Source organism: Chryseobacterium culicis (assembly GCF_002979755.1).
GTDB classification, from domain to species: domain Bacteria; phylum Bacteroidota; class Bacteroidia; order Flavobacteriales; family Weeksellaceae; genus Chryseobacterium; species Chryseobacterium culicis_A.
The window spans coordinates 868,574-885,207 of sequence record NZ_PCPP01000001.1; the positions used below are offsets into that span (position 1 = coordinate 868,574).

At 35.7% G+C, this 16,634-nt stretch carries 18 protein-coding genes; 12 read left to right on the forward strand and 6 right to left on the reverse strand.

Annotated features, from left to right (window positions below; translation table 11 throughout):
• Positions 1 to 87: 87 nt before the first annotated feature.
• The 8 genes from CQ022_RS04065 (at position 88) to CQ022_RS04100 (ending at position 6,323) form a co-directional block, all read left to right on the forward strand.
• Complete coding sequence (locus tag CQ022_RS04065) at positions 88 to 900, forward strand: helix-turn-helix domain-containing protein (RefSeq protein WP_105682235.1); 813 nt, start codon at positions 88 to 90, stop codon at positions 898 to 900.
• Between the two features lie 66 nt (positions 901 to 966).
• A complete protein-coding gene (locus tag CQ022_RS04070) occupies positions 967 to 1,440 on the forward strand; it encodes a DUF6265 family protein (protein ID WP_105682234.1) in 474 nt (157 codons plus the stop codon).
• A gap of 545 nt (positions 1,441 to 1,985) precedes the next feature.
• Entirely contained in the window at positions 1,986 to 2,780 is a 795-nt protein-coding gene (locus CQ022_RS04075; RefSeq protein WP_228421621.1) for an O-methyltransferase, read from the forward strand.
• Between the two features lie 404 nt (positions 2,781 to 3,184).
• Entirely contained in the window at positions 3,185 to 3,517 is a 333-nt protein-coding gene (locus tag CQ022_RS04080; protein WP_105682232.1) for an ArsR/SmtB family transcription factor, read from the forward strand.
• Between the two features lie 251 nt (positions 3,518 to 3,768).
• A complete protein-coding gene (locus CQ022_RS04085) occupies positions 3,769 to 4,233 on the forward strand; it encodes an SRPBCC domain-containing protein (RefSeq protein WP_105682231.1) in 465 nt (154 codons plus the stop codon).
• A 199-nt stretch (positions 4,234 to 4,432) separates the two neighbouring features.
• The gene (locus CQ022_RS04090; RefSeq protein ID WP_105682230.1) at positions 4,433 to 5,011 is read left to right on the forward strand and encodes a YdeI/OmpD-associated family protein; all 579 of its coding nucleotides are present in this window, start codon (positions 4,433 to 4,435) and stop codon (positions 5,009 to 5,011) included.
• Positions 5,012 to 5,029: 18 nt separating this feature from the next.
• The gene (locus CQ022_RS04095) at positions 5,030 to 5,428 is read left to right on the forward strand and encodes a DoxX family protein (protein WP_105682229.1); all 399 of its coding nucleotides are present in this window, start codon (positions 5,030 to 5,032) and stop codon (positions 5,426 to 5,428) included.
• 340 nt (positions 5,429 to 5,768) lie between these two features.
• Positions 5,769 to 6,323, forward strand: coding sequence for a DUF4256 domain-containing protein (locus tag CQ022_RS04100; protein WP_105682228.1), 555 nt, complete (start codon positions 5,769 to 5,771; stop codon positions 6,321 to 6,323).
• A gap of 10 nt (positions 6,324 to 6,333) precedes the next feature.
• Here CQ022_RS04100 and CQ022_RS04105 read toward each other — a convergent pair whose 3' ends face one another.
• Entirely contained in the window at positions 6,334 to 7,296 is a 963-nt protein-coding gene (locus CQ022_RS04105; protein ID WP_105682764.1) for a hypothetical protein, read from the reverse strand.
• A 154-nt stretch (positions 7,297 to 7,450) separates the two neighbouring features.
• Between CQ022_RS04105 and CQ022_RS04110 the strand changes: the two genes are divergently transcribed.
• On the forward strand, positions 7,451 to 7,951 hold the full coding sequence (locus CQ022_RS04110; RefSeq protein ID WP_105682227.1) for a hypothetical protein: 501 nt from the start codon (positions 7,451 to 7,453) through the stop codon (positions 7,949 to 7,951).
• 69 nt (positions 7,952 to 8,020) lie between these two features.
• Here CQ022_RS04110 and CQ022_RS04115 read toward each other — a convergent pair whose 3' ends face one another.
• Positions 8,021 to 9,052 (reverse strand): threonine aldolase family protein, encoded by a 1,032-nt coding sequence (locus CQ022_RS04115; protein ID WP_105682226.1) that lies wholly within the window; start codon positions 9,050 to 9,052, stop codon positions 8,021 to 8,023.
• 85 nt (positions 9,053 to 9,137) lie between these two features.
• On the opposite strand from CQ022_RS04115, the gene CQ022_RS04120 reads away from it, so the two are divergent.
• Entirely contained in the window at positions 9,138 to 9,791 is a 654-nt protein-coding gene (locus tag CQ022_RS04120; protein WP_105682225.1) for a metal-dependent transcriptional regulator, read from the forward strand.
• A 220-nt stretch (positions 9,792 to 10,011) separates the two neighbouring features.
• A complete protein-coding gene (blaIND, locus tag CQ022_RS04125; protein ID WP_105682224.1) occupies positions 10,012 to 10,740 on the forward strand; it encodes an IND family subclass B1 metallo-beta-lactamase in 729 nt (242 codons plus the stop codon).
• 50 nt (positions 10,741 to 10,790) lie between these two features.
• On the opposite strand, the gene CQ022_RS04130 is transcribed toward blaIND, so the two are convergent.
• From CQ022_RS04130 to CQ022_RS04145, 4 genes are all read right to left on the reverse strand, one after another.
• Complete coding sequence (locus CQ022_RS04130) at positions 10,791 to 11,966, reverse strand: aminotransferase class V-fold PLP-dependent enzyme (protein WP_228421619.1); 1,176 nt, start codon at positions 11,964 to 11,966, stop codon at positions 10,791 to 10,793.
• A gap of 99 nt (positions 11,967 to 12,065) precedes the next feature.
• Positions 12,066 to 13,205, reverse strand: a complete 1,140-nt coding sequence (locus CQ022_RS04135) for a hypothetical protein (RefSeq protein ID WP_105682222.1) — start codon at positions 13,203 to 13,205, stop codon at positions 12,066 to 12,068.
• A 25-nt stretch (positions 13,206 to 13,230) separates the two neighbouring features.
• Positions 13,231 to 14,133: a TssN family type VI secretion system protein gene (locus CQ022_RS04140; RefSeq protein WP_105682221.1), complete on the reverse strand. Its 903-nt coding sequence runs from the start codon at positions 14,131 to 14,133 to the stop codon at positions 13,231 to 13,233.
• Between the two features lie 54 nt (positions 14,134 to 14,187).
• Entirely contained in the window at positions 14,188 to 15,105 is a 918-nt protein-coding gene (locus CQ022_RS04145) for a type VI secretion system baseplate subunit TssG (RefSeq protein ID WP_228421617.1), read from the reverse strand.
• A 467-nt stretch (positions 15,106 to 15,572) separates the two neighbouring features.
• On the opposite strand from CQ022_RS04145, the gene CQ022_RS04150 reads away from it, so the two are divergent.
• Positions 15,573 to 16,364 carry a S1/P1 nuclease gene (locus CQ022_RS04150; RefSeq protein WP_105682219.1) on the forward strand — a complete coding sequence of 264 codons (792 nt, stop codon included), beginning with the start codon at positions 15,573 to 15,575 and terminating at the stop codon, positions 16,362 to 16,364.
• Positions 16,365 to 16,634: the final 270 nt, after the last annotated feature.

The window sequence follows — 16,634 nt, forward strand, 5'->3', positions numbered from 1 at the left end:
AATATTGCTTTCCAGACTATATTTCAGCGGCTTAAGACTATTTCATTTTTTATTTAATAATTTTATAACATCAGAATATAGTACACCATGAATTACCAAACCTATCAGCCACAGCCCGAGCTGGCTTCCTTTATAAAATGCTACTGGACGCTGGACAGCCCGGCAGAAATGAACCCGCAGGTACAGACCATTGTTCCGGACGGCTGTATGGAAATGATCTTTCATTATGGTGATCTTTACAATCAATACATTGACGGAAAGGCTATTTTGCAGCCAAGAAGCTGTGTTTTCGGACAGTTGACCCAGCCTTTACAAATAGAACCTACAGGAATCACCGGTATTTTCTCTGTCCGTTTCCATCATGATGGTTTTATTCCTTTTGCCACAATTCCTATTAAAGACATGGATAATCAGGCAGTTCCGTTAGAAAAACTCTTTGAAATTCATGGGACTGAACTGGAAAAAAACATTTTACAAGCTATTACAGTACAGGAAAAAATAGATATCATAGAGACCTTTTTACGGGGAAGGCTTGATACAGAAACCATTGACAGGATTGTACAATCTACTGTAGATCTGCTATTGAACGTGGACGGAAAGATTTCAGTTCATGAACTTTCGAGACAAACAAATATCAACAGAAGACAGCTGGAGCGCAAATTTTCTTCGGCTATCGGATTAAGCCCGAAGCAACTTTCAAAAACCATACGGCTTCAAACTACCCTCAAACATCTTCTCAATAAAGAATATACTAGTCTTACAACGCTTGCTTATGATTCCGAATATTATGATCAGGCTCATTTCATCAAAGATTTCAAAGAGTTTACAGGGCTTACTCCTAAAGAATTTTATGGTGAAAGTCTTACGATGTCTTTCCTGTTTTATGGAAAAGAATCCTGATGTCGCATTTTTACAATTTTAAAAAAGTTTTTATCCAGAATTTTACTGAAATAAAATGATTGGGCAATGAAAACAACATTAATCCTTGCAATGATCGGCCTATCCATCACAAGCAGCAGGACACCTCAACAACATGAAATGAAAAAAATTGAATGGCTTCTCGGTACCTGGGAAACCAAAACCTCCAAAGGAAACCTCTATGAAACATGGACCCGAAAAAGTACAACAGAATTTCAGGGAAAAAGCTATTACCTGAAACAAAAAGACACCGTCTTGTTTGAATCTGTCCGGCTTGTAGAGATAGATAAAAAGCTGCATTACATTGTTTCTGTAAAGAATCAGAATAATGAACAGCCTGTAGATTTTAGCTCAAACCTCATCAAAGATCCAGCTTTGCTCGTCTTCGAAAATCTTCAGCATGATTTCCCCCAAACTATAAAATATAAAAAAATGGGTAAGGATTCTTTATGGGCAGAAATTTCCGGAATCATGAACGGAAAAATGGCCAGACAATCATTTCCTATGAAGAAGATACGATAGATTGTGAACTTTTCTGCTTATCATAATAGGCTTTTATATTTCTCTCAAATGTATTTATTGTAAAAATTATTAAATCATTAGAACAATTTCGTCTTATTTTTCTTTTGGTTTATCCAATTATTTTATACATTTGCAAACAACACACTAAAAAGTGTGTTAAAAAAATACCTACCCTAGTGAAAAAGCAGAAAAGTATAGCCGTTTTTATGACCGTACTCCATATATTTTTGGACAGACATTTTTGTAAAGGAAAAAATAAAAGTATTTCCTCAAATACAAAGAAATGACTTCTACCTTAAGTCATTGAAAAACAATTTGATATCCTTGTTGTAAAAATCAAAGAATACGATCTTTCGTGGAGCAGACCTATTTTGCAGATTACCCTGTAAAAAAATCTTCACAGCAATTCTCCTACCTATCCCTAACTTCCTGAAATAATTCATTTTATCATTTTAGCACTTTATTTTTAGATTAAAAAATCTTAAACAGATTTACTCGTAAAGTTAATATTGTCTCAATGCAATATGGTTTTAAAAAAAATACATTTGTCTTGTAATTTTAATACCATCAATGCAATGTCAACAGTTCTCAAAACATTTGTAGCTTATCTTAAAAGACCTGCTCTTTATCCTGAACTGGGCAGAAAAATCATTAAAAATACGGTAAGCAGAAGAAGTCCTTTCAAAGGAAAAGCAAAAACAAATTACTGGGCCGCATCCATAGCCGTTTCACAAAAAGAAGTGATCTCCAGGCTTTTCTCAATGGATACTGACAATTTTAGATCTGCCTATGCTGACATTCTGGAAAAAGCCAATGCAAAAGAAAAAGAATGCCCTATTAAAATGGGTGGCGCTGGTGCACTGGAGCTTATTTATTACGCCTGCGAATTCACCAAAGCACAAAACGTTCTTGAAACAGGTGTGGCTTATGGATGGTCTTCTTTAGCGATATTGCTTTCGCTTCAAAAAAGAAATGGTACACTCTATAGCTCAGATATGCCTTATCTTGCTCAGGATGGTGATCAGTATGTAGGCTGTGTTGTTCCTGAAAATCTTAAAAAGTACTGGCAACTATTCCGTTTTGCAGACAGAGAATCTTTACCTAAAATTTTAAAAAAAGTTTCCTCTTTTGATGTTTTCCATTATGATTCTGACAAAAGTTACCACGGAAGAATGTGGGCTTATCATCAGATCTATAAAAGACTGAGACCTGGTGCCGTGTTTATCAGTGATGATATTGGCGACAATTCCGCCTATCAGGATTTTTGCAACAGAATGAATGTCAGCACCTTTGTTGTAGAATACAATGGGAAATACATCGGTATTTTTGTAAAACAATAATCATCCGCGGATTATTAATACTCAAAAAATCTGCGGAAAACTATTCGCCCGCTTCATCGGACAAGCCTGCTTGTCCAGTCTTTGCTCCCTAAAATAAAAACTCTTATCATTAAAACTTTGCGTCAAAAAGCAGAAAGAAAGTTTTTAAGGAACTTTAATGGTTAAAAAAAAATTAATCCTTTCACTCATCATTTACTTCCCTTTCCAAAATAATCTGGTTTTTAAAATTAATAGTTCCTGAGTAACTAACAATCTAAGTCAATATTTAAATAATAAAATGGAGAGCATTAAGTTCTCCATTTTTCTTTTAAAAAGCATACTTACAATTAATTAATAAAAATTTTCAAAAAAAAACTTGCGTAGCTAAATAACTACACATATATTTGTAGTCAAATAACTACACGATGAATTTAAGAAGAGATGTATTTCAGGCGATAGCAGATCCTACAAGACGGTCTATATTGATGTTGGTGGCGGCACAGTCGATGACAGCGGGAGCCATTGCTTCTAATTTTGATACGGCGAGACCTACCGTTTCAAAGCATCTCCAGATCCTTACAGAATGTGAACTGCTGAGATCTGAACAAAACGGCCGAGAAATAATCTATCACCTAAATCCCGATAAAATGAAAGAAATAGCTGATTTTATAGAACCTTTCCGCAAAATGTGGGACGAGAAATTCAACAAGCTGGAAAGTGTAATGAAAGCGTATCAGAACAATAATGATAAGAGATAAGAGACAATGGACGTCAAAGTTTAAATTTTGAAAATCTTGTCAATAGTGAATTTTGCTTTGCAAGTGAATGGTGAATTTTTTAATAGAGTTAGAACGTCTATCTTTAATTTTAAGCATCAACGAAATAAACTTGCAACAAAAGCAACCAGCAAACAGCAACCAGTAACTTAGCTAAAAACTTTAAACCTTGAACGCTTCTACTCTCCCACTCTAATACTCTCAAACCCAAGAAACCCTCAAACACCAACATCATGGAACTTAAAACAAAAATCCACGCTGAAGACGGCAAACAGGAAATTTTCATTATCAGAGAATTTGATCTTCCTGTAGAATTGCTTTTCAAAGCGTATACAGAAGCAGAACTTTTCGAGCAATGGATGGGAACTAAGGTGACCAAATTCGAAAACAAACAACACGGAAGTTACCGTTTCGAAACGTTAAATCCTCAGGGCGATGTGGTTTTCAGTGCCAATGGAACGATTCATGAAATTGTTCAGAATGAGAAAATTATAAGAACTTTCCAGATGGAAAATACTCCTTTTCCGGTTCAGATTGAGTTTTTAGCATTTGAAAAGTTAACGGATACCACCAGCAAGATTACCATCCAAACCATTTATAAATCTGTAGACTTCAGAGATCAGCATCTGAAAATGCCATTCGCCCAGGGCATTAATATGGCGCATAACCGTTTACAGGAGATGTTAGGTGGCAGGTAGCAGATAAAAGATAATAGAGGAATAGAGGAAAAGATGAGGGACATGGATGCCATAGTTTAAATTGTGAAAATCAATGTCAATAGTGAATTTTGCTTTGCAAGTGAATCGTCAATGATCAGGGAAAGAATAACAACTTTAAACGTTAAACATTGAACCCTTATACTCTCCAACCCTCAAGAAACCCTCAAACCCAAAACATATGAATCCAAAAGTTAATTTTTTCTTCGAAAATGCCGGACAATGGCAGGAAGAATTTGAAAAATTAAGAGCCATTGCTCTAAGCACCGAACTTGCAGAAGATGTAAAATGGGGATGTCCATGTTATACGTATGAAGGGAAAAATATTTTCCTGATCCACGGTTTTAAAGAATATTGTGCTCTTCTTTTCTTTAAAGGAGCGCTGATGAAAGATCCGGACAACATTTTGATTCAGCAGTCCAAAAACGTACAGGCTGCAAGACAGATCCGCTTCACGGAGGCAGCACAAATCAATGACTTGGAGGAAGTTCTTCGTTCTTACATGTTTGAAGCCGTTGAAATTGAAGAGTCAGGTGCTAAAGTGGAAATGAAGAAAACAAAAGAGTTTGAAATGGCTGAAGAATTTCAAGAGAAACTGGATCAAAGCCCAGCATTACAGGAAGCTTTCAAAGCATTAACTCCGGGAAGACAAAGAGCTTACCTACTCCACTTTTCTTCTGCCAAACAGTCCAAAACCCGTGAAGCCCGCATTGAAAAAAGCATTCCACAAATCATGGACGGAATAGGATTAAACGACTAATTATAAATACAACAAATCATGAACACACCACAACCCTCACAAAAAAGAACAAAAATCATCTATTGGATATTCACCCTCTGGATGGCACTGGGAATGGTTTCAACAGCCATTGTCCAACTTATGAAAAACAAAGATGAACTGGCCAATTTTACCAACCTCGGCTACCCTTCTTATCTGATGACCATCATTGGAGTATGGAAAATTCTGGGCGTTATTGCCCTACTGATTCCTAAGCGTCTGATCCTGAAAGAATGGGCCTATGCAGGATTTTTCTTTGTCATGTCAGGCGCTGTAATCTCTCATCTTATCGTGGGTGATACAGTTGGCAGAACTTTTCCGGCCGTATTATTATTGGTATTGGTTCTTATTTCATGGTATTTCAGACCTGCAGACAGAAAAATCACCATTACTGATTAATAATTTTAATATTAAAAGTTGTTTAAACTTTTATTTTTGAAACAGTAAGATTGTATTAAGTTGTTAAGATTATTAAGATAAGCTATGCTTTAAACTTAAAAATCAGAATGATTTATCTTAACTATACTTTATTTCTTAAATCCTTCTTAATGGTTCAATATGTATTAAGTATTTTTTGATAAGTTTAAACAATTTTTTTATAAAATCATTTTTAAAGATAAAGAGTCAGAAATTTTATCGCAGATAAAATCCTTGCGCCTTTAAACAAGCCATTATTAATAAAATTTACGTCTTCGCGATTTCCAACAACACCCATCAACATAACAAAACAAAATTTGACATGAAAAAGAAACTCACCCAGGAACAAATCAACGAACTTTTAAAAACACTAAAAACCCGTTTTGAAAAAAATATGAACCGTCATAAGGATATGAAATGGGAAAAAATCCAGCAAAAACTGGAAGCCAACCCTGAAAAAATATGGTCTTTATACGAAATGGAAACTACAGAAGGAGAACCAGATGTAGTAGATTATAATAAAAAAACGGATGAATATTCCTTTGTGGACTGCTCTCCGGAAAGTCCAAAACGCAGAAGTTTATGTTATGATTATCAGGCCTGGGATGCCAGAAAAGCCAATAAACCCGAAAGCAATGTCATTGATACCGCTTCTGAAATGGGTATTGAACTTTTGACAGAAGAACAATACCGCCATCTTCAGGAATTAGGAAAGTTTGATCAAAAGACTTCAAGCTGGATCAAGACACCACCTCAAATACGAGAGCTTGGAGGTGCTCTCTTCTGTGACAGACGATACAACACTGTATTCACCTATCACAATGGCGCAGATTCTTATTATGCAGCGAGAGGATTTAGGGGATTATTAAAAATATAAGGGAGAATTATTAACTGGGATCTCTCAACCAGGGAGATTCCACACTCCAGAAAATAATGTTAACACCCAGATAGTTTTCAGCATATTCTGTAAATTCTTCTTTGGTAAAAGGTTTTTTAGTTTTCGGATTTTTATAGGTCAGAGTCGGTTCCTGAACCGCCATGGCAACAAGAGAAAGCTTTCCTTTGTATTGATTAAAAAATGGATAAGAGTTTTTCATCTGACCTTTTTTATTGGGAACAATATCAGGTCCTCCCAGCCCTATATTATTTTTATAAGCAAAATCAAACAATCTGGACATGTATTGATGATCATTATCCCACTCACAGGGAAAAAAATTGACATATTGCAATACGTTGGATTGACGGAAAGCATTTTTTGCGAACTTCAGATTTTCTAATTCAGCCTGAAAATAGCGGTCACAGCTAAAGCCTGTTTTATCGGCTTTCATTTCTATATCTATGGATGTTTCAGGAAGATTAATCCCTTGAATTTTACCGTCAAACTTCTCTGCCAGCGCTCCTATAAGCTTCTGGAATCTCATTCGGACAGCAGGATTCCATTGCTGGGTAACCCATCCGCTTCCCACAGGTTTATTCTCACCAGGATTATCATATTGAGGAACCAGTCCTCCCGTATACTCTTTATCATTCAAAAGATAATCGGGAATATATCTGGCCTGTGGCTCAAAAAATCTGTCCTGAAGCTGAATAAATAATTTTCTGTTGATGGAAGTTAAATATTCCAGATCTTTTTCAATAACAGAAAAATCATACACATCTTTTGAAGTTTCCAAAGCTTTCCAGTTATAAACAATCTGTACTCCTCCAATATCCTGGCGAGTAATCATTTTTTCTATGTTCTTAAGGTCTCCCGAAGATGTATAAATATAATTCTGAGGAGCTTGCCCTGACATCCAATGTAAACCAAGCATAAATAATCCCAATCCCAGCGCTTTGGTCATCTTTTTCATTACAATCAATTTTGCAAGGTAGATCATTTTCCGTGCCTAAAATATTCCGGCTAATGCATTTTAGAAAATTATTCTTATTTATGAACAATATTCTTTATTATATAAATAGTTTATTATTTTTGAGCTTCAAAAATTTGATTTAACAATTAAGGATATGAAAAAATTAATCTTATTGGGCGCTGTATCAGCTTTTTTAATCAATTGCAATAAAAAAACTGAGGCACCGGCTCCCAAAGTGGAAGCAGATACCATTGCTGTAGAAGAACCCGTAATAGATACGCTTGGACCAAAATCGTTCTGTTATATCGGGGTAACAGGAAAAGACAGTGTTTTTGCTTCTATTGATGATAATCTGGGAACCATCACCGGAAAATTATCATATAAAAACAGTGAAAAAGACAGTTCAAAAGGTGATGTAACGGGTTTCAAATCAGGAGATACATTGAAACTGACTTACGAATTTACTGCTGAAGGCAAAAAAAGTAAAAGAGATATCTATTTCCTTCAAAAAGATAATGCTTTAACAGAAGGAATTGGCGATCATAAAGAAGAAGACGGACAGTCTAAATATGCTAACGAGAATAAAATAAGCTATAAAGACGGGCAGAAGTTGAATACTGCAGATTGCAAAGTAGTGAACAAAGCTGTAAAATAACACTCCGTTATAAACAAAAAGTTGTCTCAAAAGTCAAACTACTTGACTTTTGAGACAATTTTTTTGTTACTATAGTTCTCTTTCTATAATTTCAATAAATTGGTTTACCGCTTCATCTCCTGTACTCCATGAAGTAATAAGACGAATGGCAGAAAGATTCTCATCTACTTTTTTCCAGACATAGAACTCAAAATTCTCGGATAACACTTCAATAAGATGATTGTTCAGAATAGGAAAAATCTGATTGGTATAGGTATCGGAAAGAAAAGCAATCCCTTTATTCTGCAACGCATTCTTAATTTTCATGGCCTGCTGATTGGCGTGTCGGGCCAGATCAAAATACAGGTCGTCTTTCATCAGTTCCATAAACTGAATTCCCAGCAATCTTCCCTTTGCTAATAATGCTCCTTTTTGTTTGATATTAAAAGCAAAATCTTCCTGAAGAACAGGATTATTAATAATGATTGCTTCACCAATCAACGCACCGTTCTTAGTTCCTCCAAGATAGAAAATATCGGTAAGAGCAGCCACTTTCTCCAGAGTAAGATCACTGATTTCCGCTGTGAGACCATGTCCCAGCCTGGCTCCATCCATAAACAGATATAATTTATTCTCCTTACAAAATGCAGAAAGCTCTTCCAGTTCTTTTGCCTGATAGATGGTTCCCAGCTCTGTAGAATTGGAAATATAAACCAGCTTAGGCATTACCTGATGGGGTACATTACGATGTCCTTCTAAAATAGGGATAATATCTGATGGTTTTATTTTACCGTCTTCGGTTTCAATGCTCAATATTTTATGACCTGTAGCTTCGATGGCACCGGTTTCATTATTCAGGATATGTCCGGGAGCGGCAGAAATTACGCATTGATAAGGTTTCAAGATGGCAGAAATAACAATTAAGTTAGCCTGCGTTCCTCCTGAAACTAAAAAGACTTCCGAATGTGGGTTGTTGATTTTTTCTTTGATTAATGTCTTCGCTTTTAATGAATACTCATCTTCTCCATATCCGGCCTGCTGATCAAGATTATACTGTAAAAGAGCCTGTAAAATATTAGGATGGCATCCCTCAGAATAATCGTTTTTGAATGAAAATTTCATAGAGTAAAAGTAAAAAAAGTTAAAATAACAAGAGCTAACTTTTCATTTTATTTTGTTAGATTTGTATTGAAAATCATCTAACATTTTGAAAACAACCCTAACAGAAGAGAATTACCTGAAAGCTTTGTTTCATTTAGTTGACAATGAAGGAAAGGTTACGATTAATGAGCTCAGTAAATTTTTAAATGTAAAAATGCCGAGTGTTAATAACATGATGAAGAAATTTGCCGAGAAAAAGTGGGTCATTTATGAGACTTACAAACCATTAATCGTTACAGAAAGCGGAAGACGTGAAGCTGCTTTGGTGGTTCGTAAACACAGGCTTACCGAAATGTTCCTGGTTAAAAAAATGAATTTCGGCTGGGAAAACGTTCATGAGATTGCGGAACAGCTTGAGCATGTACATTCTCAAATCTTTTTTGATAAAATGGATGAAATTCTGGACCATCCTAAATTCGATCCTCATGGGGAGCCTATTCCTGATAAAGACGGAAATATTATTTCCCAGGATCTGCAAAAGTTGAGCCATTGCGAACCTGGTGAAGATGTTACTTTCGCTTCGGTAACGCTTTCTGATGATGCTTTCCTGACTTATCTGAATGACAGGAAACTGCTGCTTAATACTAAAGTGAAAATCATTAAAATTGAAAGTTTTGATAAATCAATGACCATAGAAATTGATGGTAAAACAGAAATTTTAAGCAAAAAAGCGACTGAAAAAATATTGGTTAAGAAATAAATCCTTACAACTGAAAAAATATACCTTACAGGTTTTAAAAACCTGTAAGGTATGATATTCATACAGATCTGCATTTAGTCTATTCCTCAAACTGTTAAAAAACGGTTAAACTTTCCTTCTCTGAATACCCCAAAATTAATTTTTAGTTAGGTTTGCAAAACAACCTACAGAGTTTGTCTTTTCCGACAAATAAAAATCTTTAATTATTACTTAAAAAATTATGAAAAAAAGCCTTTCTTTTTTTATTATTTCGATGCTATTAAGTCCATTGGCCAATGCTCAAACCACTCAGGTAAGAGATTTTGTGATTGAGCCACAGATTAAGCCTAATTTTTATATTTATAAAACTTTCGGAGTATTCGGAGGAAAAGAATATTCGACGAATGCCGTTTATCTGGTGACCAAAAAAGGAGTTGTTTTGTTCGATGTTCCATGGCAGAAAACACAATATCAAAGCCTGCTGGATACCATCCAGAAACGCCATAACCTGCCTGTTATTGCAGTGTTTGCTACCCATTCACATGAAGACAGAGCCGGAGATTTGAGCTTTTATAATAACAAAGGAATCAAAACATATGCAACTGCCAAAACCAACGAATTATTGAAGAAAGAAGGAAAAGCTACTTCTACAGAACTTATAGAAACAGGAAAAACGTACCGTTTTGGCGGTGAGAAATTTGTAGTGGATTTTCTTGGTGAAGGACACACTGTTGACAATGTAGTGGTATGGTTTCCACAATACAAAATACTGGACGGAGGGTGTCTGGTAAAAAGTAAAGCAGCTGTTGATCTTGGTTACACCGGAGAAGCCAATGTTGCTCAATGGCCAAAAACCATGGAAAAACTGAAATCCAAATACGCCCAGGCAACTCTGATTATTCCGGGACATGATGAATGGAAAGGAGGCGGACATGTAGAGCACACTCTTGATCTTCTGAATAAAAAATAAAATAGTAGCGCCCTGGCGAATGCCAGGGCGCTACTATTTTAAACCACATTTTAAAGGTTTATATTTTCTAAAAGCTGTGATACTTTTTCAATTTCTTCGATCGTATTGAAGTAATGAGGAGATAAACGGATCGCATGGTCTACATTTTTAGAGGTAAAATCTATTAAGGCATCCTCTCTGCGGTTTTCCTTAAAAAATACCTTATGATCACTCAGAATCTTATGGATCTTTTCAACCTTTCCATCAGCCTGACAAAAAGTAACAATACTGCTTAATCTATTTCCTTTATCCAAAATTCTGAAACCATTATTCTGCAGGTTGATTCTTAAAGTATCTGCCAACGTGCGATTGTAATGCTCAATTTGATTCATTCCAATCGTATTGGCATAGCGTAAAGCTTCTGCAAATCCCAGTAAAGCAGCATAGGGTCTTTCAAAAAGTTCAAATCTTTTGGCTGTATCATTAAGCTGATAATCATCAAACGCCGTCCACCTAGCTCCAATACTATCTAAAAACAGAGGATACATTTTCTGGTTTAAGGCTTTATCAGAAACATACAAAAAACCTGTTCCTCTCGGTCCACGCATAAATTTCCTTCCGGTTGCCGTCAGAAAATCACAATGGATTTTTTCAACATCCACCACAATCTGTCCCACAGACTGGCAGGCATCCACAAGATAAAGGACATCATATTGTTTGCACAACCTTCCTACTCTTTCTATATTCTGAATCAAACCGGAATTGGTAGGAATATGAGTGACCGCTATTAATTTAGGATGATGTTTTTTGATTAAATTTTCAAAATCCTCAAGATCTAGCTCATGGTCAGGCAGATTGGCAACCCTGATGATTTCAATATGATATCTTTTCTGCAAAGAAATAAAAGCAATCTGATTGGAGATATAATCATCATTGGTGGTAATAATACAATCGCCTTCTTTAAAAGAAATGCTGGATAAAGCTTTTGCATACCCATCTGTTGAGCTGCCTACAAATGCGATATTGGAAGACCTGGTATTAATAAGTTTCGCAACCTCTTCATAAAACTGGCTGATAAGACCTGAATTTTCTACCGCAGCGGCATAACCTCCAAGCTCCTGTTCTTCATATAAAAACTTAATAGTGGCCTCTACAACGGGCTTCGGCATTAATGATGACCCTGCACTGTTTAAAAATATCTTATCCGAACATCCCGGAGTATCCTGTCTTATAACCTCTAAATTCATTTTATCAATCCTTATAACAAATTTACTTTTATTTTTTTCTATATACGTCTATAAAAAATCCCGAATTTTCATCCGGGACTCTATTTTTACTCAATGATTTTAATCTAAAACACTCCAACCTCTTTTAGGATTCGTGTTGGTAGAAACTTCCTGCTCATTAACAATGATATTTTCTTTTCTCTGACCGATGTAATCAAGCTCGCTCAGTTTAGAGAAAATGATTTCAAGGCTTCTCAACATCTGTTGAATGTAAAGCAATGGCTCACCACAGTTATGGTGATCATAATTGGTTTCTGCAACAATAGAAAGTTGGTTTAATAAGGTATGAGGGGCAATTTCGCTCCACTCAAGGCTGTAGTTCAGCATTTCTTCCAACTCAGCAGGAACAAGAAGCTGCGTTGAGTTGTATAAATGAAGGGCCAGTCTTGCAAAAGATTCAATTAAAAATACAGGCGGTTGCCAAGGGGTAATATTTCTAAACTGGAAATACATATCTCCAAAAGTATTCACCATTGTAGTACACAAAAACTTAACGTTTTGGGCTAAAGCTGTATTTTGGTTTTTATGGGATGCTTTCTGAATAATTTTAAAAGCATACTGCTGAAGGTTTCCGATAGACTTCGCATAGCTGCTGTAGTAATCTACCAAAGCCGGATGACTCTGTACAGAAGTACAAGGCGGAATAAAGTTCGAATCAACCTGTGCAATATTTCCTTTTAAATCTACCTTACCAATAATAAGATAATTTCCTCCTGAATAGCTGCTGTTCAAAGACGTTACAGGAAGCAGTTCAATATGGTGATTAGGCTGTGCACTTGGATGGCGTGGCGGAATTTCCTCAGGATCAATATCTCCAAAAGGAACTTTATCAAAAGGATTTACAGAGATTAAGATATAATAATCTCCATCTGCCTGCTCTTCATTCATTGATTTCGCCAAAGATTTTACGCTGATTCTTCTGTCCGTCAGCTCAATACGGTATCCTGCCATCGTAACAGCACTGCAGCGCTTAATGACAAGCTGTACATCGTTCGTTGCCGTGTTATGAACATCAAAAATGGTACGGTCTGTAAATTCATTGGAAATGGGCAAAAGTCCGTAGTTATATGTAGTAATTCCAAGGGAATTGGAATCTCTGATGGTATCAATTAAGAAATTATCCTGATCATTAAGGTGCCTCTGGGAAACCTTCATCCCATCCACCCAATTGATTGCAAAATGTTTAATAGGCTGTATCATGTTTAATACTTTTTAATTTTTGTGTTTATGATTTTCTTGTGACTCCCTCCTCTTCATGCTGAATAACTCTCTTACAAATCACCACTTCATTTTCAGAAATGCTGTTTGTCGTAATGTCGTGGTCGAAATCTATATATTTTCTAAAGCTGAAAAACGATTTTTTAGTATAAAAGATCCAGTAATAAGGCTCATTTCCTTCGTCTGAAAGATGAATAATTGAACCCGGATTTTTATGGTTGTAATCATCCACTACTCTGTAGAACCAATCTCCGAAAGTAACTCCTGTCGGAAGTGTTTTCGCTTTAATTCTGAAACGGTTTGTATCTTCTAATTTTTTGCTCAGTTCAACATTCAGTACCATTAATCTGTCAAAATCTGCTCCTTCAAAATCAGGCAGTTTCTGTTCCGGCGAATATCTCCAAGTTTTATAAATATCAAAAGGAATACTGATAAACTGGATATAGCAGTAGTAAAACACCATAGGAACCACAAAGATAACCATACTTGTTGCTGCCATTACCGCATATCCTGTTCCTTTGCTCATCCAGTTAAAAATCAGGGTGAAAAGATATCCTCCCAAAGCTATGCACGTTAATGAAAGTATAGATTCAAACAGAATACTCATAGCCAGAGAATCGATATGCTTTTTGAAATATTTATGCAGCAGATTCACATGAATAATCCCAAAAATAAGGTAGATGATCTGTGCAATGAGATACCAGTATGGGTTAAAAAGATTTCCGGCAAATCCAAAAACGCCCGGGATAGCCAGGCATAAACTGCACAGCAATACGTATATAATAATGACTTTAATTTTTATCGCAGGTTTATTTCTCCTGATTACACCGAGTATAACCATCATAATAATTGCGATTAAAGGCATTAAGATATACCTTAAAAAAATACCTTTTACTGAAGAAATTTCCATTTGTTTCTTTTCGAATTTATACTTTGTTGGTAGTTGTAAATATAATAAAATAATTTAGAGGAATGTAGAGTATCCAAGGCGGCTGGCATTTCTTTCCTCATCCTCAAGGCTGAAAGAATATTCCTCTTTTTCTGTGACAAAATTTTCCTCCACATCCACTGTTACGGGAAGAAAATAGTCATAGAGTGCCTGGAGTACATTTCTGAAAGGACTTCCCGGGATATACTTCTTCATATCTCCGTAAGGAATAGGGCCAATGTTGACCACCCAGTTTCGTTGTCCGTCCATATGAGGCCCACTTGGAATATAGGTTACCCCCAATCGGGAATTTCCTAATAACATGGAATCATCGTTTTTCTCAATTCCGTCAATAATATTAGGTGAAAAAGTTACTTGTACCGGTACCTGCAGGAAAGCAGTCATACATCTTTCAAACCATCTCTTGTCCCCTCTGATCTGATGGAAAAACGGTAAAATATGCATAAAGATATAAGCACTCTGTTTGTCCAGCATTTTTATCATAGGCCACAGCTCACTTACCGTGTCAAGTAAAGCATCTGTATTGCTTGTAATGTCAAATTCTGATTCTTTAAGCAAAGCACTGATTTCCGTAAAAAATACTTCCAGTTCAAAAGGACGGAAAAATTTACGGGCATCATCTTCTACCCTTTTCTGCTTTCGGATTTCCCTTACCACAGTATCTACATTCTTTCTTGAAGCCCCAAGAGAAGGTGGATGGAATAGTCCTTCCGGAAGGTAATCGTAAATCCCCTCTCTGTAACTCTCTATGGTAAAGACTTCTTCGTCAAATCCTAAATAACTGCTTGAAATACTTTTAATGTCTTTCAGGTAAGCACGGTCGTTTACACCAACCCTCTCTATGAATATATTGCTTACCGCACGGTGGTATTTCAAAAGGTTAACAGCTACAGCTTCAGCCTTAAAGTCTGTCTGCAGCTTATTGTAATGCATATCTACAATATTACTCTCATACATAGTGTTTCCTCTGATTATGACTTGTAAAGATAATATATCTCATAAGTTTGAAAAAATATTTTAACAACAATTTTATCCTAAAAATAATAATTTATTGACATTAATAGGAATAATTTTCTACAAATTCCGTGAAAATACGGTAAATAGAAAGTTTATTTGCTTTTTTGAATTTAAAATTAACTATTCAGAATCAAGCGTTTAGAATTTGAGATTCAAGGTTTAAAGTTTAAGGTTGTGATAAGGTTTTACTTTTGCTTTTATGTATTATATGAAGAGTTTTATGTCTTTACGCTCGCTGCTTTCTATTCTTTTCAAACCTAACATTATTATGTATTTATTTAAATTAAATTTTATTAACATCATCTTATAGAATAAATTCAGGATAATGTATGCTCATTCCGAAAGCGGGCCGTATCTTTGCAGACTGAAAATTGTTATTTAAAATGAAAAGTATTTATTCTAAAATTCTGATTTTAGCATTCATGGCCTCTTCACTTTATTCTTATGCGTGGGGATTAACGGGACACCGAGTGATTGCAGACATTGCACAAAACCACCTTTCCCGCAAAGCAAGAAGAGAGATTAAAAAGATCATGGGAAAAGAGCGTCTGGCTTACTGGGCTAACTGGCCGGATTTTATCAAATCTGATACCACAGGGGCATGGAAGCAGGCTTCATCATGGCATTATGTAAACATCGATCCGATGACTGACTTTAAAGCTTTTGAACAAAACCTGAAAGCACAGGCAGGCCCAAGTCTTTATACTCAGGTCAATACCTTGTCTAGCCAGATCAAAGACAAAAACACCTCTGAAAAAGACAGAAAAATTGCTTTAATCTTCCTTATCCACATTATGGGAGATCTTGCTCAGCCTCTACACGTAGGAAGAGCAGAGGATTTAGGAGGAAACAAAATCAATGTTACTTATTTCGGAGAAAAAACCAATTTACACTCCGTTTGGGACGGGAAATTAGTAGATTCTCAAAAATACAGCTACACAGAATATTCTAAGCTTTTAGATATCAAATCTAAAGACGAAGTAGCACAGATTCAATCCGGAACACTGGAAGACTGGTTGTATGATTCTCATAAAATAGCCAACAAAATTTACGCACAGACTCCTAACGATTCCAAGTTATCTTACGACTATCAGTATAAGTTCAATGAAACAATGGAAAGACAGCTTCTATATGGAGGATTAAGACTGGCGAAAGTATTAAATGAGCTTTTTTAGTTACGAATTGCGAGTTTGAAGGTTCACAAACCCAAACTTAAAATAGTACTCTTAGATATAAAAACGGAACTTCGGTTTCGTTTTTTTTGTTTAGGGTTTAGGGTTTAGGGTTTAGGGTTTAGGGTTTAGGGTTTAGGGTTTAGGGAAATTACAGAATTCTCAAATAAGGTATGGTCTTTTTGTTATTTATGTATATTTTATTTCCAGTCCAGAGCAAACCACAAGCGATTGAATACCAGTAGTATATATTGTTTTTAAGAAAATTATCAT

Excerpts from the sequence above, each read along its gene's own strand:
- CQ022_RS04065 (WP_105682235.1), top strand. The coding sequence starts at position 88 with ATGAATTACCAAACCTATCAGCCACAGCCCGAGCTGGCTTCCTTTATA.
- CQ022_RS04070 (WP_105682234.1), top strand. The coding sequence starts at position 967 with ATGAAAACAACATTAATCCTTGCAATGATCGGCCTATCCATCACAAGC.
- CQ022_RS04080 (WP_105682232.1), top strand. The coding sequence starts at position 3,185 with ATGAATTTAAGAAGAGATGTATTTCAGGCGATAGCAGATCCTACAAGA.
- CQ022_RS04085 (WP_105682231.1), top strand. The coding sequence starts at position 3,769 with ATGGAACTTAAAACAAAAATCCACGCTGAAGACGGCAAACAGGAAATT.
- CQ022_RS04090 (WP_105682230.1), top strand. The coding sequence starts at position 4,433 with ATGAATCCAAAAGTTAATTTTTTCTTCGAAAATGCCGGACAATGGCAG.
- CQ022_RS04095 (WP_105682229.1), top strand. The coding sequence starts at position 5,030 with ATGAACACACCACAACCCTCACAAAAAAGAACAAAAATCATCTATTGG.
- CQ022_RS04100 (WP_105682228.1), top strand. The coding sequence starts at position 5,769 with ATGAAAAAGAAACTCACCCAGGAACAAATCAACGAACTTTTAAAAACA.
- CQ022_RS04105 (WP_105682764.1), bottom strand. The coding sequence starts at position 7,296 with ATGAAAAAGATGACCAAAGCGCTGGGATTGGGATTATTTATGCTTGGT.
- CQ022_RS04110 (WP_105682227.1), top strand. The coding sequence starts at position 7,451 with ATGAAAAAATTAATCTTATTGGGCGCTGTATCAGCTTTTTTAATCAAT.
- CQ022_RS04115 (WP_105682226.1), bottom strand. The coding sequence starts at position 9,052 with ATGAAATTTTCATTCAAAAACGATTATTCTGAGGGATGCCATCCTAAT.
- blaIND (WP_105682224.1), top strand. The coding sequence starts at position 10,012 with ATGAAAAAAAGCCTTTCTTTTTTTATTATTTCGATGCTATTAAGTCCA.
- CQ022_RS04130 (WP_228421619.1), bottom strand. The coding sequence starts at position 11,966 with ATGAATTTAGAGGTTATAAGACAGGATACTCCGGGATGTTCGGATAAG.
- CQ022_RS04135 (WP_105682222.1), bottom strand. The coding sequence starts at position 13,205 with ATGATACAGCCTATTAAACATTTTGCAATCAATTGGGTGGATGGGATG.
- CQ022_RS04140 (WP_105682221.1), bottom strand. The coding sequence starts at position 14,133 with ATGGAAATTTCTTCAGTAAAAGGTATTTTTTTAAGGTATATCTTAATG.
- CQ022_RS04145 (WP_228421617.1), bottom strand. The coding sequence starts at position 15,105 with ATGCATTACAATAAGCTGCAGACAGACTTTAAGGCTGAAGCTGTAGCT.
- CQ022_RS04150 (WP_105682219.1), top strand. The coding sequence starts at position 15,573 with ATGAAAAGTATTTATTCTAAAATTCTGATTTTAGCATTCATGGCCTCT.